This window comes from Neorhizobium petrolearium (assembly GCF_029854435.1).
Lineage (GTDB): Bacteria > Pseudomonadota > Alphaproteobacteria > Rhizobiales > Rhizobiaceae > Neorhizobium > Neorhizobium petrolearium.
On the sequence record NZ_CP123002.1, the window covers coordinates 243,520 to 268,927 of the forward strand.

22 protein-coding genes and 8 pseudogenes are annotated in these 25,408 nt (G+C 58.6%); 14 read left to right on the plus strand and 16 right to left on the minus strand.

Annotated features, from left to right (window positions below; all coding sequences use genetic code 11):
- The first annotated feature begins 138 nt into the window (after positions 1-138).
- Positions 139-1,550 (plus strand): annotated as a pseudogene (locus tag QEO92_RS32400) (IS5 family transposase).
- Positions 1,551-1,666: 116 nt separating this feature from the next.
- Here QEO92_RS32400 and QEO92_RS32405 read toward each other — a convergent pair.
- The 4 genes and pseudogenes from QEO92_RS32405 to tnpC (QEO92_RS32420) all read right to left on the minus strand — a co-directional run.
- On the minus strand, positions 1,667-2,740 hold the full coding sequence (locus QEO92_RS32405) for an HlyD family secretion protein (protein ID WP_210058918.1): 1,074 nt from the start codon (positions 2,738-2,740) through the stop codon (positions 1,667-1,669).
- Between the two features lie 46 nt (positions 2,741-2,786).
- Positions 2,787-4,517 (minus strand): efflux MFS transporter permease, encoded by a 1,731-nt coding sequence (locus QEO92_RS32410; RefSeq protein ID WP_210058917.1) that lies wholly within the window; start codon positions 4,515-4,517, stop codon positions 2,787-2,789.
- On the minus strand, positions 4,504-4,956 hold the full coding sequence (locus tag QEO92_RS32415) for a MarR family winged helix-turn-helix transcriptional regulator (protein WP_210058915.1): 453 nt from the start codon (positions 4,954-4,956) through the stop codon (positions 4,504-4,506). Before QEO92_RS32415 ends, QEO92_RS32410 begins: the two co-directional genes overlap by 14 nt.
- A gap of 332 nt (positions 4,957-5,288) precedes the next feature.
- Positions 5,289-6,791, minus strand: a pseudogene (gene tnpC / locus QEO92_RS32420) (IS66 family transposase); the annotation flags it as partial.
- A gap of 231 nt (positions 6,792-7,022) precedes the next feature.
- Here tnpC (QEO92_RS32420) and QEO92_RS32425 point away from each other — a divergent pair.
- Together QEO92_RS32425 and QEO92_RS32430 are read left to right on the plus strand one after the other, a co-directional pair.
- Positions 7,023-7,376: pseudogene (locus QEO92_RS32425) on the plus strand (IS110 family transposase); the annotation flags it as partial.
- Positions 7,366-7,533 (plus strand): annotated as a pseudogene (locus tag QEO92_RS32430) (ISAzo13-like element transposase-related protein); the annotation flags it as partial. The pseudogenes QEO92_RS32425 and QEO92_RS32430, both read left to right, overlap by 11 nt.
- A 452-nt stretch (positions 7,534-7,985) precedes the next feature.
- Here the strand turns inward: QEO92_RS32430 and QEO92_RS33310 are convergent.
- Positions 7,986-8,171: pseudogene (locus QEO92_RS33310) on the minus strand (IS91 family transposase); the annotation flags it as partial.
- A 127-nt stretch (positions 8,172-8,298) separates the two neighbouring features.
- Between QEO92_RS33310 and tnpA (QEO92_RS32435) the strand changes: the two are divergent.
- The 3 genes from tnpA (QEO92_RS32435) to tnpC (QEO92_RS32445) are packed head-to-tail and all read left to right on the plus strand — an operon-like array spanning position 8,299 to position 10,684.
- Positions 8,299-8,697, plus strand: a complete 399-nt coding sequence (gene tnpA / locus QEO92_RS32435) for an IS66-like element accessory protein TnpA (protein ID WP_227705927.1) — start codon at positions 8,299-8,301, stop codon at positions 8,695-8,697.
- Positions 8,697-9,050 (plus strand): IS66 family insertion sequence element accessory protein TnpB, encoded by a 354-nt coding sequence (tnpB, locus tag QEO92_RS32440; RefSeq protein ID WP_210058911.1) that lies wholly within the window; start codon positions 8,697-8,699, stop codon positions 9,048-9,050. The genes tnpA (QEO92_RS32435) and tnpB (QEO92_RS32440) overlap by 1 nt, the downstream gene beginning before the upstream one ends.
- A gap of 53 nt (positions 9,051-9,103) precedes the next feature.
- Positions 9,104-10,684: an IS66 family transposase gene (gene tnpC / locus QEO92_RS32445; protein WP_210058910.1), complete on the plus strand. Its 1,581-nt coding sequence runs from the start codon at positions 9,104-9,106 to the stop codon at positions 10,682-10,684.
- A gap of 64 nt (positions 10,685-10,748) precedes the next feature.
- On the opposite strand, the pseudogene QEO92_RS32450 reads toward tnpC (QEO92_RS32445), so the two are convergent.
- The 3 genes and pseudogenes from QEO92_RS32450 to QEO92_RS32460 all read right to left on the minus strand — a co-directional run.
- Positions 10,749-11,735 (minus strand): annotated as a pseudogene (locus QEO92_RS32450) (IS91 family transposase); the annotation flags it as partial.
- Between the two features lie 12 nt (positions 11,736-11,747).
- Complete coding sequence (locus QEO92_RS32455) at positions 11,748-12,566, minus strand: tyrosine-type recombinase/integrase (protein WP_233470437.1); 819 nt, start codon at positions 12,564-12,566, stop codon at positions 11,748-11,750.
- A 132-nt stretch (positions 12,567-12,698) separates the two neighbouring features.
- A protein-coding gene (locus QEO92_RS32460; RefSeq protein ID WP_407720929.1) for an IS630 family transposase occupies positions 12,699-13,645 on the minus strand; the annotation gives its coding sequence in 2 pieces (ribosomal slippage) (positions 12,699-13,304 and positions 13,307-13,645; 945 coding nt in all).
- Between the two features lie 416 nt (positions 13,646-14,061).
- Between QEO92_RS32460 and QEO92_RS32465 the strand changes: the two genes are divergently transcribed.
- From QEO92_RS32465 to QEO92_RS32480, 4 genes are all read left to right on the plus strand, one after another.
- On the plus strand, positions 14,062-14,385 hold the full coding sequence (locus QEO92_RS32465) for a DUF932 domain-containing protein (RefSeq protein WP_227705928.1): 324 nt from the start codon (positions 14,062-14,064) through the stop codon (positions 14,383-14,385).
- Between the two features lie 234 nt (positions 14,386-14,619).
- Positions 14,620-15,234, plus strand: a complete 615-nt coding sequence (locus tag QEO92_RS32470) for an ISAs1 family transposase (RefSeq protein ID WP_210058904.1) — start codon at positions 14,620-14,622, stop codon at positions 15,232-15,234.
- A 583-nt stretch (positions 15,235-15,817) separates the two neighbouring features.
- Positions 15,818-16,450: a TetR/AcrR family transcriptional regulator gene (locus QEO92_RS32475; protein WP_210058902.1), complete on the plus strand. Its 633-nt coding sequence runs from the start codon at positions 15,818-15,820 to the stop codon at positions 16,448-16,450.
- Between the two features lie 189 nt (positions 16,451-16,639).
- Complete coding sequence (locus QEO92_RS32480; protein WP_210058900.1) at positions 16,640-16,819, plus strand: hypothetical protein; 180 nt, start codon at positions 16,640-16,642, stop codon at positions 16,817-16,819.
- Positions 16,820-16,898: 79 nt separating this feature from the next.
- On the opposite strand, the gene tnpC (QEO92_RS32485) is transcribed toward QEO92_RS32480, so the two are convergent.
- From tnpC (QEO92_RS32485) to tnpA (QEO92_RS32495), 3 genes are read right to left on the minus strand one after another with little or no spacing between them, the layout of a single operon-like run.
- Positions 16,899-18,518 (minus strand): IS66 family transposase, encoded by a 1,620-nt coding sequence (tnpC, locus tag QEO92_RS32485; protein WP_227703531.1) that lies wholly within the window; start codon positions 18,516-18,518, stop codon positions 16,899-16,901.
- A 55-nt stretch (positions 18,519-18,573) separates the two neighbouring features.
- On the minus strand, positions 18,574-18,909 hold the full coding sequence (tnpB, locus tag QEO92_RS32490; protein ID WP_227705929.1) for an IS66 family insertion sequence element accessory protein TnpB: 336 nt from the start codon (positions 18,907-18,909) through the stop codon (positions 18,574-18,576).
- A complete protein-coding gene (gene tnpA / locus QEO92_RS32495) occupies positions 18,906-19,358 on the minus strand; it encodes an IS66-like element accessory protein TnpA (RefSeq protein WP_227705930.1) in 453 nt (150 codons plus the stop codon). Before tnpA (QEO92_RS32495) ends, tnpB (QEO92_RS32490) begins: the two co-directional genes overlap by 4 nt.
- A 149-nt stretch (positions 19,359-19,507) precedes the next feature.
- On the opposite strand from tnpA (QEO92_RS32495), the pseudogene QEO92_RS32500 reads away from it, so the two are divergent.
- Positions 19,508-19,693: pseudogene (locus tag QEO92_RS32500) on the plus strand (IS1182 family transposase); the annotation flags it as partial.
- Between the two features lie 293 nt (positions 19,694-19,986).
- Here QEO92_RS32500 and QEO92_RS32505 read toward each other — a convergent pair.
- Positions 19,987-20,679 (minus strand): TetR/AcrR family transcriptional regulator, encoded by a 693-nt coding sequence (locus QEO92_RS32505; protein ID WP_210059130.1) that lies wholly within the window; start codon positions 20,677-20,679, stop codon positions 19,987-19,989.
- Positions 20,680-21,096: 417 nt separating this feature from the next.
- On the opposite strand from QEO92_RS32505, the gene QEO92_RS33315 reads away from it, so the two are divergent.
- Positions 21,097-22,068 carry an IS701 family transposase gene (locus QEO92_RS33315; protein WP_227705931.1) on the plus strand — a complete coding sequence of 324 codons (972 nt, stop codon included), beginning with the start codon at positions 21,097-21,099 and terminating at the stop codon, positions 22,066-22,068.
- A pseudogene (gene tnpB / locus QEO92_RS32515) lies at positions 22,065-22,220 on the plus strand (IS66 family insertion sequence element accessory protein TnpB); the annotation flags it as partial. The gene QEO92_RS33315 and the pseudogene tnpB (QEO92_RS32515), both read left to right, overlap by 4 nt.
- 27 nt (positions 22,221-22,247) lie before the next feature.
- Here the strand turns inward: tnpB (QEO92_RS32515) and QEO92_RS32520 are convergent.
- Positions 22,248-23,486 (minus strand): recombinase zinc ribbon domain-containing protein, encoded by a 1,239-nt coding sequence (locus QEO92_RS32520; protein ID WP_227705932.1) that lies wholly within the window; start codon positions 23,484-23,486, stop codon positions 22,248-22,250.
- Positions 23,399-24,142, minus strand: a complete 744-nt coding sequence (locus tag QEO92_RS32525; RefSeq protein WP_233470461.1) for a recombinase family protein — start codon at positions 24,140-24,142, stop codon at positions 23,399-23,401. Before QEO92_RS32525 ends, QEO92_RS32520 begins: the two co-directional genes overlap by 88 nt.
- 201 nt (positions 24,143-24,343) lie before the next feature.
- On the opposite strand from QEO92_RS32525, the gene QEO92_RS32530 reads away from it, so the two are divergent.
- The gene (locus tag QEO92_RS32530; RefSeq protein WP_210059109.1) at positions 24,344-24,631 is read left to right on the plus strand and encodes a hypothetical protein; all 288 of its coding nucleotides are present in this window, start codon (positions 24,344-24,346) and stop codon (positions 24,629-24,631) included.
- Positions 24,632-24,693: 62 nt separating this feature from the next.
- Here QEO92_RS32530 and tnpB (QEO92_RS33320) read toward each other — a convergent pair whose 3' ends face one another.
- Positions 24,694-24,999, minus strand: a complete 306-nt coding sequence (gene tnpB, locus QEO92_RS33320) for an IS66 family insertion sequence element accessory protein TnpB (RefSeq protein WP_210059110.1) — start codon at positions 24,997-24,999, stop codon at positions 24,694-24,696.
- Positions 24,996-25,370, minus strand: a complete 375-nt coding sequence (tnpA, locus tag QEO92_RS32535) for an IS66-like element accessory protein TnpA (RefSeq protein WP_210059111.1) — start codon at positions 25,368-25,370, stop codon at positions 24,996-24,998. The genes tnpB (QEO92_RS33320) and tnpA (QEO92_RS32535) overlap by 4 nt, the downstream gene beginning before the upstream one ends.
- Between the last annotated feature and the right edge of the window lie 38 nt (positions 25,371-25,408).

Sequence of the window (25,408 nt, forward strand, 5' to 3'; positions counted from 1 at the left end):
ATATTGGACGTTGCCAAATAATCGACAGCGCAAGATATGGCATGATTTCGCTCTGTTTTCTTGCTATTTCAGATTTCGGTTTTCTCAATCATCGAAGCGTGATTGACTTCCGATATCGCGATGGATCGGATCTGGTAGATGTCCAAGCCTGTTGAACGACGCGAGACGGGAGAAGGTGATCTGTTCCGATCCCGCCTCGACCAGATCATCGATCTGAAGCACGAACTGGTGCAGTTGGCGCAGACCATCGACTGGTCGTTTCTGGAAGAACGGTTTGGTGAGGTTTATCCGGATGTGCTTGGCATGCCGCCCTTGCCGACCCGGCTGATGGCGGGTCTGGCGATCCTCAAGCATACGTTCAGCCTGTCGGATGAGGCTGTCTGTGCTCGCTACCTCGACAGCCCGTATTTCCAGTATTTCTGCGGCGAGACGTTCTTCCAGCACACATTGCCCTTCGACCGTTCGTCGCTGACACGCTGGCGCCAACGCATGGGTGAGGAGCGGATAAAGGCTTTGCTGCAGGAAAGCCTGTCGGTGGCGGTCAAGACCGGCGCAATGAAGCCGTCGGACACGCGGCAGGTGATCGTCGACACGACCGTCCAGCCCAAGAACGTGATGTTTCCGACCGATGCCAAGCTCATTCACCGGGCACGGGAGCGGCTCGTGCGGCTGGCTCGGAAGGTGGGCTCGAGCTACGCCAAAGCTATGTGCGGCTGGGCAAGTTCGCGCTGATCCAGCACCAGCGGTACGCCCACGCAAAACAGTTCAAGCGGGCTGGCAAGGCGCTGCGCAAGCTGAAGACCTATCTGGGGCGAACCATCCGCGACATCGAGCGTCAGATCGCCGGCGACGAGCAACTCAAGGCGATCTTCATCTGGCCGCTCTATCAGGCAAGAACCGTCCTGGAGCAGAAACAGCGTCAGCGCGGCCGCAAGATCTACAGCCTTCATGCCGACGAGGTGGAATGCATCGGCAATGGAAAGGCCCATCGCCCTTATGAATTTGGCGTCAAGGTCTCGGTGGCCACGACGCTGAACCGCGCCAAAGGCGGTCAGTTCGCCCTGCATGCCATGGCGCTGCCCGGTAACCCTTACGATGGGCACACCCTCGAGACCATCATCCCCGACATGGAAGAGACCATTGGCAACCAGCTCTCCCGCATCCTGACCGATGCCGGATATCGCGGCCACAATGCGCCCGAGAGTCACAAGCTCAGGGTGTTCACCAGTGGCCAGAAGCGCCGCGTGACGCCGGCCATCAAACGACAGATGCGACGACGGTCAGCCGTCGAGCCCGTCATCGGGCATCTCAAGAACGAACACCGAATGGATCGCAATTATCTCGCCGGACAGCAGGGCGATGCGATCAACGCCGTGCTGGCTGCCGTCGGATACAATTTCTCGCTCCTGCTCAGATGGTTCAGAGACTTTTGGTGCCTTCTCGCCGCCTTGCTCCTGTCGTCTCTGCCACGATCCCCGCACAGGTTTCCGCATCACACGCCTCCTGAAGATCTCAACGTAAAAACTGTGGCCAAAGTAGCGCCAGTCTAGTGAATAGCCCGAAGCTGTTCAGACAAACCGAGCCAGTTCAAATAGCCGTTTGGCTGAAAGAGGCCTCGCTACGGATGCAAACGGGCACCGGAATTCGAGTTCGGTTTTTGATCGGATCAATCCGCTTGCGCCGTCCGGGCGAGAGCCGCCCCACCTTGCGCGAGATCCACGCTGGCGACCACTGACATGCCAGGCACGAGTTTGGCGGTGAGAGGCTGCTTTGGCTCTATGGCGATGCGAACCGGAATCCGCTGTGCGACCTTTGTGAAGTTACCCGTGGCGTTGTCGGCCTTAATGACGGAGAATTCTGACCCAGTGGCTGGCGCGAAACGCTCGATCCGGCCGTTAAACGTCTTTTCGCCAAGGGCATCAACGGTGAAAGTCACCTCCTGTCCAGGCTGCATGCCGGCGAGTTGGGTCTCCTTGAAATTGGCGACCACCCAGACATGGTTGGGCACGATCGAACCGATCTGCGTGCCGAGCGCGACATACTGGCCGATGCGGCCCGTCACCTCGCCCAGCGTACCGTCCCGCGGCGCTGTTATGCGGGTATTAGCTAGGTCAATCTCGGCGAGCTTCACCGCGGCCTCGGCACTTTGCACGTTGGCTTCCAGCGAGCGGCGGCTAACCACGATCATGTCTAAATCCTGCTCCGCGACCAGTTCCGCGGCTTCAGCCTGATGGACGGCAGCCTGAGCTTGGTTGAAGGCGGCGCGGTTTTTCTCCGCCTCGCTCTTGCTGGCGATATTCTTTTTAAAAAGGCCCTCGGTGCGCTCGTAGGTCGTCCTGGCCACCTCGAGAGCGGCATTGGCACTCTCCACTGCCGCCTTGGCGGACTGGATTTTGGCTTCCGCAGATTTGCGGCTCTGCTCGGAATTGGCAAGGGAAGCCTCCGCGACGGCGAGCGCTGCCTTCGCCTGTTCCAGCTTTTGTGCGTAGATGCGGTCATCAATCTTGGCGATCAGATCGCCCTTCTTGATTTGCTGGTAGTCCTGCACCGGCACCTCGACGAGATAGCCTGTAAGCTGTGGGCTGAGGATTGTCACTTGGCCGCGAACATAGGCGTCGTTGGTCACTTCTACCGCGCCGTGGAAGGGCGGCAGGTTCCAGGCATAAAGTACGACGAACACTCCGGCGAAACCGACGAGAATGGCCACATAAGTGGCGATGGAGCGGAAGAGATTGGACATGGTGTCTTTCTATAATTCCCTTTGTCTTTCTGATTCTGCTCAAGCGTCAAGCGGTTTGCATCGGATATATATTCGGGAAAAGGCGTTGGCGGTTGCGCCACCCTACGTGCAGAAGAAGGATTGCCAAGGCAGCAAGCGAAAGCCAGGACGTAAACAGAAAGGAGTCGTTATAGGCAAGGGCGTAAGCTTGCTGTTGTACCTGTTTGGCGAAGAGCGAGGTGGCTTGGGCAGTCTGCTGGTTCGGGTCGGTCAGCACCTTCCCATAAGCCCCGCCAAGCTGTTTCAGACGAGCCGCGACAAGAGGATCGGTAGATGTGAGCCGCGAGACCAGCCGAAAGGAATGAAATTGTTCGCGCCACTGGACGAAAGTGCCATAGAGGGCGCTGCCCAGATAACCACCGATCTTCTGCGTGGCGAGAAAGACGACGATGAAGGAGAGCATATAGCTGGGGCCACGCTTCAGGGCCGCGCCAAGGCCCATTGTCAGCGCCGGGGGCAGGAAGAGGCCGCCCGCGAAGCTCACCATGAACTGACTAAAATACATCTGTTCCGGCCGGGTCAGAACAGTTGACTGGCTATCCATGTAGCTGCCGATGGCAACGAGGAGCAGAGAGATAGCATGGATCGTGGACTCGCGGCCGGGCTTCATGACTACGGCACAGACCACGCCGGAGACGATCGCGCCCGCAAGAATGACCCAGTAGAGACCGGCCAATTGCTCGTTCAGCATTCCGGCATTGCGTAAGAAGTTGACAGCACCGCTCGTCTGTTCCGATAGAACCAGGCGAGACACCATCAAAGCACCGGCTAAATGCAAGATTTCGCGCGAGGTAAGCCAGCGAATATCGATCAGATGATTCTTCCGGTTGAGCTCGATCATTGCGTGGACAGCCGCCGCTGCGATCCCTCCGATGAAAATCCAGGCGAGCCAGACGGCTTCGGTCCACCAGTAGAGCCTGCCGACAGTGAGAGCCACGGCGAAGCAGCCGAGTGCAATTGCGAGGAAGATATAGCTGACGATGTCGAGACTGCTGATCACTTTGGCTCTCGGTGGGGAACCGAGCGGCAAAAGATAGACGAGACCGAGCGAGATCATCGCGAGACCTATCTCAATGAGATAAAGAGCATGATAGTCCCCAATGTCCATCAGCGACGGTGAAATGAGGCCGGTGACGGGTGTCGGAATAGCGAGGGCTGTCAGCGCGATGCAGAGCCCGATATTCATTTTTTTCGCCGGCGGCATGCTCTCCAGAATATAAAGGAAGCCAAGCGAGGTCATGGGTGCAGCGGCAACGCCCGCGAAGAAGCGCAGCACCAAGGCGCTCTCATAGCTATCCACCCAGAAATGCGCGAGACAGACGAGCACATAGGCAACTATCGCCACTTCCGCGAATTTCCTTAGCCCATACTGGGCACGCACCTTGAACAGAAGGAGCGTCAGGCTGGCGTTCGGAAATAAATACGCCGCCATCAGCCAGGTGGCTTCGACTTGCGTTAGCCCCATTGGCCCGGCGATCTGCTGCAGATTGATGGAGATGAAGCTCATGCCGAGCCCCTGGGTGAGTGCAACCATTGTGCCGGCCAAGACATAGGCGATCATCATCGCCGGTGATTTGGGCACGAAAGCGGCGGGCGCAGCCGGTGCCGGAGCCGCTGATTCTTGCGCCGACGGCGTTTCCTGCTGATGCGCGGCTTCGGTCAGCTTCGCATGTCTATCGAAGGCTGGCCGTATGACTGTCGCGTCTTCCTCTCTTATTGCGGCCTCACGCGGGGACATGGATATCGCTCATCTCCGCAACGTTGGCCGCTATCCGTTCCAGGAGCGCAATACCGTTCTGCAGTTCCTTTGGGTCGACATTGGCGAAGATCTGCATGCGCAGGTCCTCCCCAACAGATCTCACGAGTGCGGCCTGCTCCTCACCAAGGGGCGTGAGAACGATGAGATTGATGCGACGGTCCTTTCCATCAGGGCGGCGTTCAACGAGGCCGGTTTCCTCCATGCGATCAAGGATGCGGACGATGGTCGCCTGTTCAAGCTCGAGATCGCAGGCGAGTTCGCTCTGGGTCATGTTCTGCTTTGCGAGGCGGAACAGTGTACGGGCCCGCGGATAAGTTAGCCCATGTGCCGCGACTCTCTGATTGAAGGCCGTGCGGATCTTGCGGCTCGCCTTGGTGAGCGATTCCAGGAACTCTGATGTGATCGGGTCGTGATTCATTGTGAGCTTATCATTAGTGAGCTTACTATGTGATACTTAGCACGACGATTGTCTCATTTCAAGGGGCCGGTTCCTGTTGGGGGCGAGCTGACAGTGCGTCGGGAGACCGGCAAAGAGTAGATGGTGGGGCTGTTGAAGGATTGAACGAAGCCGCTTCTAAGGTAAGACCGTATGTCCTTCTTCGGTAAGCGCACAATTCGCGGCACCTGTTCATTGAAAATCGAATGAAGGAGTCTGTGTCCACAACGGAGACTGTGGACATGGGATAATCGCGGGAGCGCGTCGCCGGTGTAGCGCTGTTATCAAGCTTGAGGTGACTGTTCCGTAAGCGGTCAGCCGATGGCGTGGGACTTGAAGTTCCAGGGCATGAGCGCCTCGATTTCAGATACGGGCCAGCCTTGAGCGATGCGGTTCAAGGTCTGGGAGAGCCAGTCAAGCGGATCGACGTTGTTCATCTTGGCTGTCTGCAAGAGGGTGGCGACCGTCGCCCAAGTGCGTCCACCACCCTCGCTGCCGGCGAATAGACTGTTCTTTCTCGTAATTGTTTGGGGCCTGATCGCGCGCTCGACGATATTGGAGTCAATTTCGATCCGGCCGTCCGTCAGGAAGCGCTCCAGTGCTTCGCGCCGGGTGAGCGCGTAGCGGATCGCTTCGGCGGTCTTGGACTTGCCAGAGACCTTGCCCAGTTCCTTTTCCCAAAGATCAAAGAGGCCGGAGACGATGGTTACAGATTTTTCCTGACGCAGCATGGAACGGCTGTCGGCATCCCGACCGCGGACCTCATCCTCAATGCGCCACAGCTCGATCATCGCGATGATCGTGTCCGTTGCAGCCTTTGAGACACCACTGATGTGGAGGTCGTAAAACTTGCGGCGTAGATGCGCCCAGCACCCTGCGAGCCGGATCGTTTCATTGCTGCCGGCCTTGGCACGCGTCTTGGCGAGATTGGTATAGGCCGAGTAGCCGTCTACCTGCAGGATGCCGCCAAATCCGGCGAGATGACGCGCCACGCAATCAGCGCCCCTGCTGTCCTCAAACCGATAGGCCACCATCGGCGGGCTGGTTCCGCCATAGGGTCTATCATCGCGAGCATAAGCCCAAAGCCAGGCCTTCGTCGTTTTCCCCGAACCGGGCGCAAGAGTGGGCAAGGTCGTTTCGTCGGCGAAGACCCTTTCGCCCTCCTTGACGCGCTCAAGGATGTAGTCGGCGCATATCTGCAGTTCGAAGCCCAGATGCCCCATCCATTGGGCCATCAGTGATCGGCTGATCTCGACACCGTCGCGTAGATAGATTGCCTCCTGCCGGTAGAGCGGAAGGCCGTCGGCGTATTTGGAGACGGCGATATAGGCGAGCAGCCGCTCCGTCGGCAGGCCACTTTCGATGATGTGTGCCGGTGCCAAAGCCTGGAGCACGCCATCGTTGCCCCGGAAGGCATATTTGGGGCGACGCGTCACGATGACCCGGAACTTCGGCGGCACGACATCCAGTCGTTCCGAGCGATCCTCACCGATCAGGACCTTTTCCAGCCCCTCGCAGCCGGCCGGGATCTCCGGCTCGATCACTTCCTCGATGCGTTCGAGATGAGCGGCAAAACCCTTGCGCGGACGTGGTGCTCGTTTCGGCTTGTCTTTGGCCGCATGATCAAGCTCGCTCTGGATTGCCGAAAGGCCGGTCTCGACTTCCTCGAAGGCAAAGGACACCTGTTCGTCGTTGACGCCAAGCCGCAATCGCTCGGAACGGGTGCCATGTTGGGTGCGCTGCAGAACCTTCAGGATCGATGTGAGGTTGGCAATCCGCTCGTTGGCACTCTTCTCCACCGCCTCCAGCCGCGCGATCTACGCGGCTTGCGTCGTCTTCGCACGGGCTCCGCGGTCAAAATCTCAAAGGTTCGAGGGTGATTCACACTGTCGCTCATAGAATTCTCCGCATGACTCATGCAGAAAATCGCCGATCAGCAGTACGAAAGATACGTGGGGTGGTCTACGTGCTTACACTGTTCCCCGATAGGGTGAAGAAACGGGCTCACGGTTTTGGATCGGGCCCAGCAGCCTAGAGGAACAGTCGAGATGGAATATATTGGACTTGATGTGTCGATGAAAGAGACGGCGATCTCAATTCGGCGAGAAGGTCAGCGGATTTGGCGCGGCAAGGTGGATTCGGATCCTAAGTTGATTGCCGAGGTCATCCGTAAGCGCGCACGGCAGGTGCAGCGGGTTGTCTTTGAGACTGGTCCATTGTCGATCTGGTTCTGGCACGCGCTGCAGGCGGAAGGACTGCCAGCGATCTGTATTGATGCACGCCATGCGGCTAAAGCGCTCGATATGGCGCCCAACAAGACCGATCTTAATGACGCCGACGGCTTGGCGCAGCTTGCCGAGATTGGTTACTTCAAAGAAGTGCGGGTGAAAGGCTTCGACAACCGGCCTGACCGTCCGCTGCCAACTTGATGAGAACCTCTATCCCGCCGGCATCAAAGTCTCCGACCAGGAAATGGCTGCATTGAACATCCTGCGCAACAACTTCCACGGCGAATGGAACTACTCAATCCGCCCGCGAGTACCAAAATCAGAGCCGTAATTTATCGACGCTGCCTAAGGTCATCCGAAAAGGGTCTCGCCATCCTGGCCGGCCTCCTGCACCGGCCTGAATGGTGAATCTGATTTGCTCACAAAAGGGAATCTGGAGGGTTCTGTGAGGTCCGGGCGCTGGGCATGCGGCATTCACTGATCGGACCTCATTGAAGCCGGATTGAGCGAAGGCGCGGGTTGTTTGGCACTATGGGGATTTCGCCGAAGCGGTGGATGGCGTTTGGCAGGATCGAGCCCTGCCGGAACGCGTGGACAGGCCTGGAAGGAGATTGTTGGCGGTCATTGCGGTGTCGTTGACTGGTCTGTCGGTTGGATTGCATCGACCGAAGCCTTGGTGCTGTTGCGTCTCATATCGCGCCGGCACGTTTGGCCAAAGCAACACCCTTGCGGTCCTTCGACATGCCGACGCTGATCGTTGCAATGATGCTGCGGCTGATATGATCATGAACTGTCGTTCCGTGCTGGCCGGCATACCGGCTGGAGCGGGGTCCACGCGCCGATGATCGTCATGGTTCCACCACAACAAGGGCAGCGGTGCGCCAGCGGTGGTGGCTTTGCATCCGGCTCTTCGACCGGCTGCTCCGGCGTCGGGACGTTGAGCAGGCTGCGGCACAAGTCCAGCTTCAGTGTAAGCGCGCAAAAGACCGCACCTTTTCATTGATGCCGTGGTGATCGAGTCTGTGTCCATAGCGGGACTATGGACACAGTGGACACGATGGCATCGAGTGAGGTTGGAATTTCGGGGCGGCTTAGGGTGGTCAGGATTCTGAGCAACGGGAAGCGGCGGTATGATCCGGTTGATAATGATCGCTTGATCGATGCTGCGCTTGAACCGGGTGCGTCGATAGCAGGGCTTGCATTGGCGCACGGGATCAACGCCAATCAGTTGCAGAACTGGATCAGGCTTCGTCAGCGGCGGCAGGGTTCCGAAAAAGCGTCTGCGGTGGTGGCGAGCGTTGCAGCGTCAGCCTTCGTTGAGGTGGTTGAGGCGACGGCTGTTATATGCCCGCCGGAGCCGCCCTCTTTGCCCTCTCAGCAGAAATTGGCCCGTATACGCTTGACGGCATTGCTTCCGAACGGCGTGCGGCTTGAGCTTGAAGGTGCTGATATGCAGGCTCTGTCAGCGATGATCCCAGCGTTGGGAGCATTGTGATGTTCCGGCTGGCCGACAATCTGCGTGTCTATCTTCACCGGGACCCTATCGACTTTCGTGCCGGGATCAACGGCCTGGCGATTTTGGTCGAGCAGAATATGGGCCACAATCCGTTCGAGCGTGCGGTGTTCGCCTTCTGCAATCGCCGCCGCACTCGGATGAAGCTTTTGTTCTTCGACCGCTCGGGCTTTGTACTCGTATTGAAAGCTCTGTCGGAAGACAGGTTCCGCTGGCCCCGTCGGGAGGAAAAGGTGCTGGCGCTCGACGCCGAGCAATTGCACTGGCTTCTCGATGGCATCGATCTCGATGCCATGATCCGCCACCCGGTTCGGCAATATGAATATGTCGGGTGAATTCGGTATGCGGGCCAGTTGACGCAGGGAAGCGGTTCAGATTCAAAAATGCGATGAATCCAACCGGCATTCCTGACGTTGCGGAATTGATGGCGCAAATCGCCGCGCTTCAGGCGGCCAACCGTCAGCTCGCCGAGCGCGTCGTCAAGCTTGAGGAAGAACTGGCGCTCGCCCGCTTGCATCGGTTTGCACCGCGTAGCGAAAAGCATGTGGATCGCATCTTCAACGAAGCTGAGCAGAGCACCGTTGATGGAAACGACGAGGACCGCGATCTCGATGACGAGGCGGATAGCGTCGATCTTCCAGACACGGGATTGCCGCAGGCCGAACAGCCGGAACGCAGGAAATCGGGCCGCAAGCCACTGCCTGCGAACCTGCCGCGCCAGCGCGTCGACTATGATCTTGTCGACGATCAGAAAGCCTGCCCGTGCTGTAGCCATCAGATGCATCGCATGGGCGAGTTGGTGACCGAGCAGCTTCATATCGAGATCAAGGCCACGATTTTGCAGAATGCGCGGGCCAAGTATGCGTGTCGCCACTGCGACCGCACCGGGATCAAGACGCCAGTTGTGATCGCGCCGATGCCGAAGCAGCCCTTGCCCGGCAGCATCGCCACGGCCTCGACGCTGGCCTTCGCGCTCGTCCATAAATATGTCGATGGCACACCGCTCTACCGTCTGGCGCAGGCCTTCGAGCGTGCGGGCGTTCCCGTCAGCCGTGGCGCTCTCGGCCATTGGGTCATCGGGTCCAGCGAGAACCATCTCGTTCGCATCTATGACGCGCTGAAACTGCGGCTGCGGTCCCAGCCTCTCATCCATGGTGACGAGACCACGGTGCAAGTCTTGAAGGAAAAGGACAGGAAAGCGACCGACGAGTCCTACATGTGGGCCTATCGAAGCGGCCAGGACAGTGATGAGCCAATTGTGTTGTTCGACTATCAGCCCGGTCGCGGGCAAGTGCATCCGCAGACCTTCCTTGGCGACTATCACGGTATCCTCATGACCGACGGCTATCAGGCTTGGCGGACATTGAAGAAGGCCACGCAGATCGGATGCATGGCCCATGCCCGGCGGCGCTTTGTCAATGCTCTTAAGGCCAGGGAAAAGCCAGGAGGGCCACCGGCGCAGGCCCTCAAGTTCTTCGACCAGCTTTACCGGATTGAACGGCAGGCACGGGACGAAAAGCCGGATGATGGCGAAACGCAGCCTGACCACATGCGCCGCTTTCGCCAGAAACACAGCATCCCGGTCCTGGCCGCTCTCAAAGCATGGCTCGACGACATCGCGCCGAAGGTCGTACCCGACACCAAACTTGGCGATGCCGTCTCCTATACGCTCAACCAATGGGAATATCTGACGCGCTACACCGACGATGGCCGAATGCCGATAGACAACAATTTACTGGAACGCGACATCAGAGTTTTTGCAACTGGCAGAAAGAGTTGGCTCTTCTCAGACACCGTAGACGGGGCCAAGGCCAGCGCCGTCATCTATAGTCTCATGCTGACATGTCGCGCCTGCGGTGTCGAGCCGTTCGCCTGGCTCAAGCACGTCCTCACCGAACTGCCGCAGCGGCCGGACGAGGCCGACATCGACGACCTCATGCCATTCAACTTCAAAACACAGGCTGCCTGATCCGCAGTCCCTTCACCTCCATTGACGACCACGCGCGCCGAAATGAGCGCTTACGCTTCAGTTGCCGATGGCCGTTGGCAAGCAGACCATAATGACGAATGCGGTGAAAGCCGTCCGGAACCGTGTGAAGCAGGAAACGACGGATGAACTCGTGCGCATCGAGCGTCATCAGCTTCTGTTTGCCGCCCGTTCGATAACCCTTCCATCGGAATGTGACGCGATCGCCATCGATGCTGACGAGGCGGGAGTTGGAGATGGCAATGCGATGGGTGTAGCGGCCGAGATAGGCCAGCACCTGTTCGGGTCCGGCAAAGGGCGGCTTGGCATAGACGATCCAGTCGACACGCCGCGCTTCTTTGACAGTGCGATTGAATGCGGCCGGACTGGCCAGGCCGGCAATATCGCCGAAGAACTGAAGCTGGCCTCTGTCGTAAGTCTGTTTGAGCTCGTCGAGAAACAGCCGCCGGAACAGGCGTGACAGAACCCGTACGGGCATGAAGAAGCTTGCCCGGCAAGCAACCCAGCGGGACTGGTCGAATGACAAACCGCCGCCCGGCACGATGCAGTGGATATGCGGATGATAGTGGAGGTTCTGCCCCCAGGAATGCAGCACCGCGATGAAGCCAATCTCGGCACCCAGATGTCTGGGATCGGCAGCAAGCTTGCGTAGCGTCTCGGCGACGGCGCGAAACAGGATCGTGTAAACGGCATTCTTATTCTGGAAGGCGATTGCGGCGACCTGCTGCGGCAACGTGAAGACGACATGGAAATAGCCGACCGGCAGAAGATCGGCCTGTCTGGCTGCAAGCCAGTCACGGCTCGCCTGTCCCTGGCACTTCGGGCAATGCCGGTTGCGGCAGGAATTATAGGCGATGCGGAGCGTAGCGCAGTCCTGGCATTGCTGGACATGCCCGCCCAACCGAGCGGTCCGGCACCTCTCAACCGCGCTCATCACCCTGCGTTCGACACGCCCGAGATGAACGTCGTGGGTTTGACGATATCCTTCCCCGTGGCGGCGAAAAATGTCCGCCACCTCCAGCCCCGCCGCCATGGCGAAACTTGCTCAGCCTGGCGGCACCACCTCCAGCGTCAGCCGGTCGAGCGGGCTGGTCGTGCTGCGGATCAGGGTGTTGGAAACCTTCGTGTAGCGCGCCGTGGTCGACAGATTGTTGTGGCCGAGCAGAACCTGGATGATGCGGATGTCGGTTCCGCTCTCCAGAAGATGGGTGGCAAAGCTGTGCCGCAGCGTATGCACCGTCACCCGTTTGTCGATGCCGGCCGCGGCGCACGCCGAACGGCAGGCAGAATACAGAACCTGGACATCGATGGGCTTGGTCTCGTCCCGGCCCGGAAACAGCCAGACCTCGGGTCTCGCCAGCCGCCAATAGACCCGCAGGATCGCGAGCAACTGCGCTGACAGCATGACGTTGCGATCCTTTCCGCCCTTGCCATGCTCGACACGGATGATGCCGCGCTCGCCATCAATGTCGCGGACCTTGAGATGGACAGCTTCCGAGGCGCGCAGCCCCGCCGCATAAGCTGTCGTCAGTGCGGTGCGGGTTCTCAGGCTCGGAACCGCTTCCAGAAACCGCACGATCTCGTCGCCGTTTAGGATCGTCGGCAGCTTGGCGGGTGTCCGGGCATAGGCAATGCGTTCCGGTATCTCGGCATGACCGAGCGTGACGCCAAAGAAGAACCGCAGGGCACAAACTGTCTGGTTCAAGGCCGGCCACGATAGGCCCGAGGAGACCAGATGCACCTGAAACGCGCGCACGTCTTCCAGTCCAAGACGGTCTGGCGAACACCCGAAATAGCGCGAGAACTTCGCCACCGCATGCAAATACGATCGTTGCGTCGCTGGCGAAAGATTGCGGATCGTCATGTCATCGATCATGCGCCGGCGCAGCGGGCTTATCGTATGCGCCGTCTACGCCCCATTGATTTTTCAGTTTCAGCTACTCGGTAGTGCTGCCTGAGGGCCGGATGTGAGCTCACCGGATAGAGCGGGATGATTTTAGATCCGTTCATATCCGGCCTCGTTGAAATAGTTCTGGCATTCTTTTGGAGAAACGGTTTGGAGGATTGTTGCGAGCGCGTCATGGATGGCGTTGCGGCTTCTGGCCTGCGCCTCGCGTAGCCGGTGTTTGATCTTGGCGAAGAGCTTTTCGATCGGATTGAGATCGGGGGAGTATTGCGGCAGGAAGAACAGCCGCGCGCCGGCCTTGCGGATGGCGGTGCGGATCGCCGCGGCCTTGTGCGAGCCGAGATTGTCCATCACGACGATGTCGCCGGGCGTGAGCTCCGGCACCAGCACCTTTTCGACATAGACGAGGAAGCTCGTCGCGTTGATCGGCCGGTCGATGACCCAGGGCGCGCTGACGCGATCAACGCGCAGGGCGGCAATGAACGTCATGGTGTTCCAGTGGCCGAAGGGAGCCTGGCCGAACAGCCGTTCGCCGCGCGGCGCCCAGCCTCGCAGCGGCGCCATGTTCGTCTTCGTCCAGGTCTCGTCGATGAAGACGAGGCGGGCCGGATCGATGCGATGGCGATGCTTCAGCCAGCGGCTGCGTCGGGCGGCGACATCGGGCCGGTCGCGCTCGCTGGCGACCAACGTCTTTTTTTATAACTCAGCCCTTCCTCATGCACGCAGATCCAGACGGAGCGGTAGTCGACCTTCAGGCCCCGCTCCGCCAATTCCGCGACCAGCCCGCGCAAGGTGAATGCCTGCGCGCGGCAGCGCTCGATTAGCCAGGCCCGATGCTCACCGGCGATCGCTCGCGGCTTGTGCCCGCCCATCTGGCCGGCGGCGGCGCTGCCCGTCTCACGGAAGCGCCGTACCCAATCGATCGCCGTGCTGATGCCGATGCCGAAGCGCTTCGCCGCCGCCCGACAGGACAGCCCATCGCGCGTCACTGCACCAACAACACGGTCCCTAAGGTCATCCGAAAAGGGTCTCGCCATCCTGGCCGGCCTCCTGCACCGGCCTGAATGGTGAATCTGATTTGCTCACAAAAGGGAATCTGGAGGGTTCTGTGAGGTCCGGGCGCTGGGCATGCGGCATTCACTGATCGGACCTCATTGAAGCCGGATTGAGCGAAGGCGCGGGTTGTTTGGCACTATGGGGATTTCGCCGAAGCGGTGGATGGCGTTTGGCAGGATCGAGCCCTGCCGGAACGCGTGGACAGGCCTGGAAGGAGATTGTTGGCGGTCATTGCGGTGTCGTTGACTGGTCTGTCGGTTGGATTGCATCGACCGAAGCCTTGGTGCTGTTGCGTCTCATATCGCGCCGGCACGTTTGGCCAAAGCAACACCCTTGCGGTCCTTCGACATGCCGACGCTGATCGTTGCAATGATGCTGCGGCTGGTCGACCCAACGGTTGAACAGGGACGAACAGAGCATTCTTGCCGAAGCAGCCCACGTTCTCCGTTTCGCCGATCCGGAGGGCGAGACCAAGACGCCGATCAAGCCCGAACAGTTGCTTGTTCCCCGCCGTCATGACGATCGCGCCGACGATCTCTGGACCGTTTGGAATGTGGTGCAGGAAAACGCCATCAAGGGCGGCATTCGCGGTGTCGGCCGCGATGATCTTGGCCGTACCCGCCGCGTAAAATCCCGCGCCGTCAACGGGATCGATCAGGACATCAGGCTGAACAAGGCGCTATGGCTGCTCGGCGAACGCATGGCCGCCCTGAAATCCTGACCCGGACCTTAGGAGCGCCGTCAGCACAGGCGGCGCTCTCCCCCCATCACCACGATATCGGAGGGTATATCATGAAGCTCGCGTATCCCATCGAAATCTCCAATTTGCGGGAGATCATCGGGCATGTTCGTCCTATGGCGTTGGCCAATGCAATTCACGCCCGCGTCCCCTCGTCATGGGGCGGCGCATTTTTCATCACCTTGCTAAATCTGTCGCGATGCTGTCCGCGACTTAGTGAAATCGCTGTCCCGGACTTTCCGAAATCGGTGTCCGCGACTTACTGAAATCCGTGTCCCGTACTTTGTGAAACCCGCCCTCAAGGGCAATCAAAGCGCGCTGCGCGACGATGTCAGCCTGTTCGTGACCGAGCAGAAAGCCAAGCAATACGCCGATACCGCGATCAGTCGACATGAGACCGTGGATGGCGATCATGGTCGGATCGAAACCAGGACCACCACCGTCCTGCATGATGTCGCCTGGCTTCAGCAACGCCACAAATGGCCCGCCCTGAAATCCGTCGTCATCATCGACAGCATACGCGAAATCGGCAGCAAGACCGAGCGGGAGACCCGCTTATACATCAGCTCGTTGAAGCTGCCCGCCGACAAGCTCGGACCGATCGTTCGCAGTCATTGGGCAATCGAGAACAGCCTGCACTGGGTGCTGGACATGGTCTTCCGCGACGACGAATGCCGCGTCCGAACCGAAAACGCCCCGGCCAACTTCACCACCATCAAACATATCGCAACCAATCTGCTGCGATTGCCGACCACCAGAGATTCACTCCGCTCAAGGCGAAAAATCGCCGCCTGGGACGACGACTTCCTCGCAAGCCTCATTGCTCGATGAGCCGTTCACCCGATTCCCCTGGCCCATCAGTAGGACGGTCATGCATAAGACGGGCTAAAGCGTTAAGCCAGTAACTCAACCTCACACGTCGATCTCAGATAAAAAATGCGTTCGCCGGACGCTCACGCCGTCTGGGGGGCATCCACATGCGGTAATCGCGGGGCGATGCCCCTCCAGTAGTTGGGAACCCGCAGTCCTCACAACACTTGTCAATTCTGTTGCAACTAAACGGAAGACCGTTTACATGACGAGGCTAATCATCAGCATCCATTCTCTAGCGAAACAGAAGGTTTTCATAAGGGCGGTTTTGATTCAGCTGCAAATGAGCGCTCATCGGTCTTCTCCGGTCAGAGTGATGGCGCCAGTTGTGCCAATAAGGGTCTATACGTTACGTTCCAACACTACGTCCGGCGACAAACTTTGCATTGCCGACAAGGTGACCGACAGCCTTGACATGCTGCACCCGCTGATAAGCCGTCGTGCCGGAAGGTCAGATTGCCTTCAGGTCAAGGTATACCTACGGGATTGAACAGCGTAGGCGCTTGTACGGAGGTCTGGTAGCTTAATAGAGAGGGAGATACATGTGAGGCGAACCAAAGAACAGGCCGCCCAAACTGCCGAGCAAATCCTACTGGCCGCGGAAAACCTATTTTTGGAGCAAGGATACGACGATGTCTCTCTCGAAGAAATCGCTGCCTCTGCTAACGTTACACGCGGGGCCGTACACTGGCACTTCAAGAACAAACAGGGCTTGCTACGTAGTATGCGGAGGAAGGCGCTAGAGCCCTACCGGAAACTCGTTGATGATCTCTCTGAAAATACCAGAGTCGCGTCGATGGACACCCTCTGCACCCTCATTTCGGACATGTTTCGGCGAATCCAAGCGGAACCTCGATATCAAGGGCTATTTTGTGCGATGGCCCGGCTCGATCTTACCATGGCCGCAAAGAATGAAGCCGATGGCCGTACGTTTCGGGAAGAGAAATACGCCCTTCTAGTTCGTATCTTCGAGCTCATTGAACAGGAGTCAGGGTTACCCGATCCATGGACACCTAACAAAGTTGCATCGGCATTCAATGCCAGTGTCAGCGGCCTGATGTTAGAGTGGGCGCTTGGACGAGGTACGATTCGGCTTGTTCCGGATGGAATAGTGTTTGTCAAAGCACTTTTGGGGCTCTGGGTAAACAGAGGTTCGCCCATCAGCTCGTCGCAATAGTCGACCGTGAAGAACACGTTTTCATTGTAGCGGGGAGGATTGTCCGTGGTGATAGTGCCTTGATGACCGCGCGTCGGATGGCTGGCAGTGTTGGCTTATGCGGCAGGCGGTAGTGCAACCTACACCGAGTCAAGCGGACAGGGCGCTTTCGTATTTTGATCGGGGCAGTCGAGAGGAAAGGAGGTTGCAATGCCAATGTTGGCAGACGCTCACACCGGCCGCGATCGGGTGGCAACCATCGCCGCCCTTCATCGCGGGCACGACAGCGCCGACAAGGCGGAAGAACTCCACCATATCGCCTGCGCCTTGGCGGACATGGTGGGTTTGATAGAGTTGAGAACCGAACTGGTCGCTTCAGATTGGAGATAGCATGAGCCGTCATACGATCACCCTTTGCCGAGGCGAAGAACGGGATGACGAAGCCACGATCGGTTTCGATCGTAAGCGGTCAGCCGATGGCGTGGGACTTGAAGTTCCAGGGCATGAGCGCCTCGATTTCAGATACGGGCCAGCCTTGAGCGATGCGGTTCAAGGTCTGGGAGAGCCAGTCAAGCGGATCGACGTTGTTCATCTTGGCTGTCTGCAAGAGGGTGGCGACCGTCGCCCAAGTGCGTCCACCACCCTCGCTGCCGGCGAATAGACTGTTCTTTCTCGTAATTGTTTGGGGCCTGATCGCGCGCTCGACGATATTGGAGTCAATTTCGATCCGGCCGTCCGTCAGGAAGCGCTCCAGTGCTTCGCGCCGGGTGAGCGCGTAGCGGATCGCTTCGGCGGTCTTGGACTTGCCAGAGACCTTGCCCAGTTCCTTTTCCCAAAGATCAAAGAGGCCGGAGACGATGGTTACAGATTTTTCCTGACGCAGCATGGAACGGCTGTCGGCATCCCGACCGCGGACCTCATCCTCAATGCGCCACAGCTCGATCATCGCGATGATCGTGTCCGTTGCAGCCTTTGAGACACCACTGATGTGGAGGTCGTAAAACTTGCGGCGTAGATGCGCCCAGCACCCTGCGAGCCGGATCGTTTCATTGCTGCCGGCCTTGGCACGCGTCTTGGCGAGATTGGTATAGGCCGAGTAGCCGTCTACCTGCAGGATGCCGCCAAATCCGGCGAGATGACGCGCCACGCAATCAGCGCCCCTGCTGTCCTCAAACCGATAGGCCACCATCGGCGGGCTGGTTCCGCCATAGGGTCTATCATCGCGAGCATAAGCCCAAAGCCAGGCCTTCGTCGTTTTCCCCGAACCGGGCGCAAGAGTGGGCAAGGTCGTTTCGTCGGCGAAGACCCTTTCGCCCTCCTTGACGCGCTCAAGGATGTAGTCGGCGCATATCTGCAGTTCGAAGCCCAGATGCCCCATCCATTGGGCCATCAGTGATCGGCTGATCTCGACACCGTCGCGTAGATAGATTGCCTCCTGCCGGTAGAGCGGAAGGCCGTCGGCGTATTTGGAGACGGCGATATAGGCGAGCAGCCGCTCCGTCGGCAGGCCACTTTCGATGATGTGTGCCGGTGCCAAAGCCTGGAGCACGCCATCGTTGCCCCGGAAGGCATATTTGGGGCGACGCGTCACGATGACCCGGAACTTCGGCGGCACGACATCCAGTCGTTCCGAGCGATCCTCACCGATCAGGACCTTTTCCAGCCCCTCGCAGCCGGCCGGGATCTCCGGCTCGATCACTTCCTCGATGCGTTCGAGATGAGCGGCAAAACCCTTGCGCGGACGTGGTGCTCGTTTCGGCTTGTCTTTGGCCGCATGATCAAGCTCGCTCTGGATTGCCGAAAGGCCGGTCTCGACTTCCTCGAAGGCAAAGGACACCTGTTCGTCGTTGACGCCAAGCCGCAATCGCTCGGAACGGGTGCCATGTTGGGTGCGCTGCAGAACCTTCAGGATCGATGTGAGGTTGGCAATCCGCTCGTTGGCACTCTTCTCCACCGCCTCCAGCCGCGCGATCTCAGCTTCAGCGGCCTTCAGCCGGACTTCTTTCGCAGCCTGCTCGCGCGCCAGCGCGAGAACCATCGCTTTCAGCGCGTCAACGTCGTCCGGCAGGTCGTGAGGGGGCAAATCCATGGGAAGGATTAGAGCACAAAAACAGCCGTTTTCCCAACCATTACAGCGGCATGATTCATCTTGCCGCAGGCGCGGTCACCCGCCGCCAGTCGAGGCCTTCGAACAATGCCTCATATTGCCCCCTGGAAAGACGCATCGTCCCATCCTGAACCTTGGGCCAGGCAAAGCTTCCATATTCAAGAATTTTGTAAGTTAGCACCATTCCGGTGCCATCCCACACCAGGATCTTCAGGCGGTCCCCGCGTTTTGAGCGAAAGATCACCGTCACCCCGGAATGCGGGTCCAGCTTCAACTCGGTCTGCACCATCAGAGCCAGAGCCTGATGCCCACAGCGGAAGTCAACCGGACGCGTTGCGATCAGGATCGGCAGTCGTTGGCCCGCGACGATCATGACGCTCCTCGCACAGCGCGAACCAGAGCGGCGACCCGTTCAACGGGCACATCGTTCGGAACCCGCATCACAACGTCTGAGCCAATCTCCAACGTCAAAACCTGCACCCTCGGCCCGTCGGAGGCCAGCTTCGGCAGCGGCAAACGATTGACAGGCTCAGGCGGCTCCGCAGCGATTGCCAGAGGCACGAATGCCGGCTCGATACCATCGTGCTCCGACGGCGTCGTTGCCACCGCAAACGGCAGCACCAGAATGCCGTCGCGCACTTGACGTCGCCAATCGGAAAGCTGGTTTGCTATAACGCCGTGACGGCGCGCGACATCAACGACACGAACACCAGGCTCAAAGCTTTCCGCCACGATCCGCGCCTTCACATCATCCGGCCAACGCCGGTTTCCGCGGCGCGGCTCGACAACTTCGTAGCGACCGACAAATCCATCATCTGCCATGCAAATCTCCAGATAAAACTGGAAACCTTCTCGCATACGCAGCAAGCCTCAAAATACACCCAATCCAATGGGGCGGAGACGGCGCTTACTCTTCGTCGATATCCATCAGACAACAATAGCACGCACGTCATGCGAATTCCTGTGGTCTACGCCGTATGCGTACCGTGGAGCATCCGTTCGGCGCGATCAAACAATGGATGTATCAGGGCGCGTTCCTCATGCGGCGCCTGGAAAACGTTCGAGGGGAGTTCAGCCTGACGGCGCTGGCCTACAATATCAAAAGAGCCATCACCCTTGTCGGCGTTCCGGGTCTGATTGCCGCCCCCAGGGTATGACAGGTCGCCCTACGCACTTTTTTTGAACCATACAGGGGCGAACAGATGCCCAATCATGCCTTCTCAGGGCTTTGAGCATTGAAATCCGGGAAATCTCGTCACCTACAGAGTTCCGGCCCAAACCAACCCATGCCGTCATCGATCCAAAGAATTTTCGGACGCTCTGCCCAGAAAATCGAGCCCCAGAACCTGATTTCCCGCAGCTGCCTATACTTCAGTCATCTTGGGAATCCCTGAAAACAAAATAGTTTTCGGAATCCTCAGGACGGACTAAAGACTGAGCCTTTAGGGCCCTAGGCAGTGGAAACCGCGCTCCTGGAGGTGTCCGAGTTGGCATAGGCGGCCATGAATATGCGGATTGCGCTCTTTACGGCGAAATCTACCTCCTCCCACGGAGGTTCGTCCTCCAGATTGCCGAAGAGGCGGAAATTGAAGAGGCTACCACTGGCAAGCTCGATAAATTGATTAGCAGCGAGGGCGGGATCCTCTGCGATCAAGTTACCCCGCTCAATGTGCCGCTTGACGAAGTCCTCAAGCATAGCCCGGGCTCTGCCCCGAGAATGGAAGAATTGACTGCAAAGATGCGGCATCCGCGTGGCTACGCCGATGAGCATCCGTATTGCGCCGAGGCTATGCGAGGAGGTAACGTGGCTTGTCAAGTCGACGCCGAAACGGTAGAGTCCGGCCTCGACTTCCACGCTATCCGTTAGAACAGAGTTCAGTATGAGCATAAAGCGCTGGCGCTCATCCTCTACAATAGCGCTGAACAGATCCTCCTTGTTTTCGAAATAGACGTAGATTGTAGCTTTCGAGACGCCGGCTTCGCGGCAAACCTCGTTCACACTCGCCGCATCGAAGCCCAGCCTCATGAAGACACGCTTTGCACCTTCGATGATCTGCACTCGCTTGACCGGGTCCGCACCGGCGGCAAGGCGGCCCTGCTTCTGGGTGAGTAAACAGCGATCCTCGGTTTTTTCCTCGGTCATCTCTGTTCTTCTTTTTTTCCAAACCAGTCGGTTCGATTTCCTTGAAAACATGCGCGGCAATGCGTCCTACGTCAAGTTTCCTGAATCGATCAGTTCGACAAGCCGGACGAAAGTGGCAGCTCCCATGGCACGTGTTTCTCTCGTCGCGGTTGTCAAGCTTTGGTATCAGCATCGCAGTTCAGGCTCTCTGTTCTGTAAGGCCGTATGTCCTTCTTCGGGAGTGAGGTGGCTCGCCCTAAGCTCGACTTTGTACAAAATTCTTTGGGATTTTGAGTTGGTTGGCGGCGCCGATATGCTGCGTGCAGCCCCCTATAGCGAGTATCAGCGCACGCATTTTGTATGATCTGAACTGGGTGAATCAGTTCGCCGCAGTCTCCTTGCCTTGCTTGTTTCGTGTGACCGGATTCGAACCGTTGGATGACCGATCATAATGAGAACTGCGTCGGGTCGGGTGATCCTGTTCCGCACATCCTTCGCCAGTGGCTGTCGTCGTTTCGTCCCTGGTTCACGGCGCCCAGTTGGGACCATCTGCTGGTCCTAGTGATGGGTGCGATCCTGTCTCCAGGCAAACGGACAGTGACGGCCTGTTTGCGGATCACCGGCCGCGCCGAGGCTGGCAATTTTTCCCTCTACCATCAGCTCCTTAATCGGGCGCGTTGGAACCCGCGTACTCTGGCGGCCCGTCTGCTGTCGATCGTTGTCGCCAGCCTCGTACCCGATGGTCCCATTGTGATCGGCATGGACGACACCATCGAGCGCCGATGGGGACCAAAGATTGCCGCCCGTGGCATTTATCGCGATCCGGTGCGCTCCAGTCACGGTCACTTCGTCAAAGCCAGCGGTTTGCGCTGGTTGAGCTTCATGGTTCTTGCCCCGATCCCATGGGCCAAATGCATCAAGGCCCTACCAGTCTTGACGCTTTTATGCCCCTCGGAGCGCTACGATAAAAACAGAGGACGAAATCATAAGCTGCTGACGGATTGGGCAAGACAGGGCGTGTTGCAGCTCTGCCGCTGGCTGCCAGGATGCGATATCATCTTTGTCGGTGACAGCAGTTTTGCTGTCCATACATTGGCGGCGGCGCTGCCCGATAGGGCCACCCTCATTACACGCCTGCGTCTGGACGCCAGTCTGTTCGCCCCGCCAGATCCGCGACACGAACACACGCTCGGGCGGCCCGCACTAAAGACCTTCGCGCAGCAGGCGATGTTCGTGCCGGTGACGGTGGTTGGCGATCGAGCGCCTCCCCAGAGCGCGTCGTCGGATATCGCTTCCGTTGCTTCCGGCCGAATTGAGATCGAGATTGCCGGAGCACGCATGACCGTGATTGGCTCGGTGGCGCCCGAGTTGGCGCAGGCGATCGTGGCAGCGTTGCGAGGACGCCGGTGATCGGAGTTTCGCCAAATGGCGTGAAGATCATGGTGGCGACGCAGCCTGTCGACTTCCGGCGCGGCATGAATGGCTTGGTGGCTTTGGTGGCGTCAGCGCTTGCGGCCGATCCCTATTGTGGCGATGTGTTCGTGTTCCGCGCCAAGCGTCTACAGTGCGCTTCATAATGCATCCCTCCATCAGATTCCGGGCAACCGGACGACTTTATCATATTGATAATCTTCATAAAACTTCGGGCGTCGATCGATGACACCCTGCACCCCTATCCGGACGGCTTCCGAGGATAATGCTTCGACGGGAACCATCCACGGTGAGCCGGGAAGGATTTGCGTTGCAGGTAAAATTCCTCTCTGCACCAGGCTTTTGGCCGATCCGACGCAAATACCGAGTTTCTCCGCCGCTTTCATCAAACTGATCATCGGTACGTCCACTTTGGTGGCATCATATTCGGGAATTCCCAGGCGCTCGCGCATGTCACGAACACGCACGGTCGTCCAGCTCTCGCCATTACCTGTCTTGCAAAGCATCCTATTGAGTGAGACCGCGAGTTCCCGATCTGGCCAATGTCCGCCCAGTTTGCGCAGTGCCTCGACAGCCGATGGTGCGAGCTCGGCAGGATATCTTCCGGTCTTGACGCGCGCCACACGCACCTCTGTGTGCCGACCGCCGATCCAATGGATCAAGAGCACCGCCTCGTTGGTCGCATCATCGAGATCGCAAATAATCTCCTGAACCAGGATGTGGATGAGCCGCTGCTTCGTTCGCGTCTCCGTGGAGGGCGTATTCCATACGGTCGGCAAATCCTGGGCAAGCTGCAGGAGTCGGCCACGATCGATGATGGGGCGCGCTGCTGACAGCGCGGATAGATCCTTGATCTTGCGTTCAAGCGCGCCTACTCGCTCCAGGGCATCATTCCATCGGGCCTCCAGTTCGCGTGCAACATGCCGCTTGGCCGGGTCCACAAGCTCATACCTGCGACTGGCCAACAGCGCTTCGTAGCGTGCGCTTTCGAGGTCCCGCTCGATTGCCGCAATGACATCTCTTTGGGACCGCTCGACTTGATCCGAGGCGAAGATTGCCGCTTCGACAGCACGGTCCGACACCGCTTCTAAAATCTGCATCGCAACGGCGCGATCGACCCTGACGCCGCCAATGCCGATACAAAGGCCGACACCCACGTGAGCATCGTCGCCGCGGCATTGATAGCGATGAGCGTTGCCTTTTGCGCTGCCGTAGAAGACGCGCATCATTCGGCCACAGCGACCGCATCGCATCAGTCCCGTCAAAAGGGCACGGCCGCCACGCGCCGACTTGCGATCGCAATTCTTCTTCATGTGCGCGTTCTCGGCCAGAAGCTTATGGTTCTCCTCATACTCTCGCCAACTGATATAGCCTTGATGATTGTCGCGCAGCAGCACGCTCCACTCATCCCTGGCTTGCGCACCCCTGTTGCCTTGCGAGCGCGGCCATCGATGATCCGCGTTCGCTGCGCGCGTCTTCCGAAGGCATAGGCCCCCGCGTAGAGTGGATTGTGGAGGATCTGCATGACGCTGTGATAGGCCGGCGCTTTCCAAACAAGTTTGCAGACGTCGACATTGCGCAGGACGACCGGCATCTTGATATCGGCCGACCGCAGCCACAAAAAAACCTGTCGTCCACTTCCCAGTTCCCGGAATTTGGCAAAAACGAGCCTGATCGTTTCGGCCACATGTTCGTCCGGATCAATCTCGATCTTACCCACCTCGCTCCAGCACAAGCCCGGCGGCAGCATGAACCGCAATTCCCCACGTCCTGCCTTGGAATCACGCGCGGCGATGCCGCGCTGGCGCATCAAACTAAGCTCATACTCCGACATCGTGCCTTTCAATCCGAGCAGCAGGCGATCGTTGACGAGCCGGGGATCATAGGCGCCATCCGGATCGATGACCAATGTACCGGCGAGTGCGCAAAGGTCGATCAGATGATGCCAGTCCCTGCCATTGCGCGCCAGACGCGATGCCTCGATGCAATAGACCGCTCCCACATCGCCGGAGCAGACCTGTGCCACAAGCCGTTCGAATCCGGGCCGTTCCATGCTACCTGAGCCGGAGCGACCGAGATCGGAATCGATGTCCCGTTAATCCGAAATCCGCAGACAGTCACCGATGCAAAGCCAGTCGTTGCGGCAGCTCCAGCGAGATCATACTGCCGGCGCTGACTTTCGAGATTGCCGGTAACCTGAGTCATTGTGGATTGCCGGACATAGACCACAGCGGCGCGGCGAAGATGGTCAGGCGTGATCTTCGTGTTCATCAACGCCTCCCGTCTTCGTCATTCTGTTCGCTTCCAGAGCTTCCAGCAGAAGATCCGCCAGCGCTTCCACCAACCCTTTGACGTTCTTGACCGCTGGAACCTGAAGATTTTGGCGCTCCAACTGCAGAACGAGTTGGTCGCGATTTTGATGTCGCCTGCTTCGCATCATCCTTCTCCTTCTTCCTCGAAGGACGGGATTTTGCGCCTCTTGAGCGAGTCGCGCCGAACGACGCGAGTGTCGCTGCCAACTCGTCGAGACCGGCGATGCTGATCTCGGGTGGCCCAAGCGTCATACCGCTGCAGTAGCTCTCGTCGAACATCCAATTCGGCAGTTCATGGGATAGATCGGGCCGCTTGTCCGTATAGATGGACATCAGGCTCTTGCCGCGCCGATACGGCGAAACCCGCACCTCGCTTCCAAACAGCGGATGCCACGGATATGCGATCGTCGCGAAACGAAAACCGTATGCAGAATGTCGGTCGTTGGGCATTTCTCCCGCGGAACACAAAAACGTCGCCCTGGAACGGATTGCGGCCAAGCCCCTCTTGGACGATGAGAGCTAGCCCCTGCATGCCCTTGCGCATATCGCAGTGACCGCTGGCAATCCAAACCCGCACGCTTGAACTGATCGGGATCATCGTCCCTCCAGCACATCAAGCACGCGCGACAAGGTCGAGGCATCAAAGTCACGATTGACCCGCACCAACCGACCCCGCCCAACATGGATTTCGATCGCAGAAGACGCAGCAGCCGGTATTCCGATCGCCGCGTCCGGCGCCTGTTGTACCTTCACCGGAACGAAGGCGCGTGGTTCTTCCACTCTCTCTTTAACGCCAAATTCGCGACGCCACCGATAAACCAATGACCGATCAAGGTCGTGACGTCGCGCAACATCCATCACTGTCGTTTCGACGCTCAGAGTCTCTGAAACAATCGCCTCTTTGGCAGCATGCGTAAACTTCCGCCGCCGGACTGTCCCAGTCCGAAGCTCAAGCTGATGAATAGACACGTCGTTATCCTCGTTGTTAGCAACGTGGCGATAGCGCT

Excerpts from the sequence above, each read along its gene's own strand:
- tnpA (WP_227705930.1), bottom strand. The coding sequence starts at position 19,358 with ATGGCAGATGATGGATTTGTCGGTCGCTACGAAGTTGTCGAGCCGCGC.
- QEO92_RS32410 (WP_210058917.1), bottom strand. The coding sequence starts at position 4,517 with ATGTCCCCGCGTGAGGCCGCAATAAGAGAGGAAGACGCGACAGTCATA.
- QEO92_RS32415 (WP_210058915.1), bottom strand. The coding sequence starts at position 4,956 with ATGAATCACGACCCGATCACATCAGAGTTCCTGGAATCGCTCACCAAG.
- QEO92_RS33315 (WP_227705931.1), top strand. The coding sequence starts at position 21,097 with ATGACCGATCATAATGAGAACTGCGTCGGGTCGGGTGATCCTGTTCCG.
- QEO92_RS32405 (WP_210058918.1), bottom strand. The coding sequence starts at position 2,740 with ATGTCCAATCTCTTCCGCTCCATCGCCACTTATGTGGCCATTCTCGTC.
- QEO92_RS32525 (WP_233470461.1), bottom strand. The coding sequence starts at position 24,142 with ATGGAACGGCCCGGATTCGAACGGCTTGTGGCACAGGTCTGCTCCGGC.
- tnpB (WP_227705929.1), bottom strand. The coding sequence starts at position 18,909 with ATGATCGTCGCGGGCCAACGACTGCCGATCCTGATCGCAACGCGTCCG.
- tnpC (WP_210058910.1), top strand. The coding sequence starts at position 9,104 with ATGAATCCAACCGGCATTCCTGACGTTGCGGAATTGATGGCGCAAATC.
- QEO92_RS32455 (WP_233470437.1), bottom strand. The coding sequence starts at position 12,566 with ATGACGATCCGCAATCTTTCGCCAGCGACGCAACGATCGTATTTGCAT.
- tnpB (WP_210058911.1), top strand. The coding sequence starts at position 8,697 with ATGTTCCGGCTGGCCGACAATCTGCGTGTCTATCTTCACCGGGACCCT.
- tnpB (WP_210059110.1), bottom strand. The coding sequence starts at position 24,999 with ATGATCCCGATCAGTTCAAGCGTGCGGGTTTGGATTGCCAGCGGTCAC.
- tnpC (WP_227703531.1), bottom strand. The coding sequence starts at position 18,518 with ATGGATTTGCCCCCTCACGACCTGCCGGACGACGTTGACGCGCTGAAA.
- QEO92_RS32480 (WP_210058900.1), top strand. The coding sequence starts at position 16,640 with ATGCCAATGTTGGCAGACGCTCACACCGGCCGCGATCGGGTGGCAACC.
- QEO92_RS32505 (WP_210059130.1), bottom strand. The coding sequence starts at position 20,679 with ATGACCGAGGAAAAAACCGAGGATCGCTGTTTACTCACCCAGAAGCAG.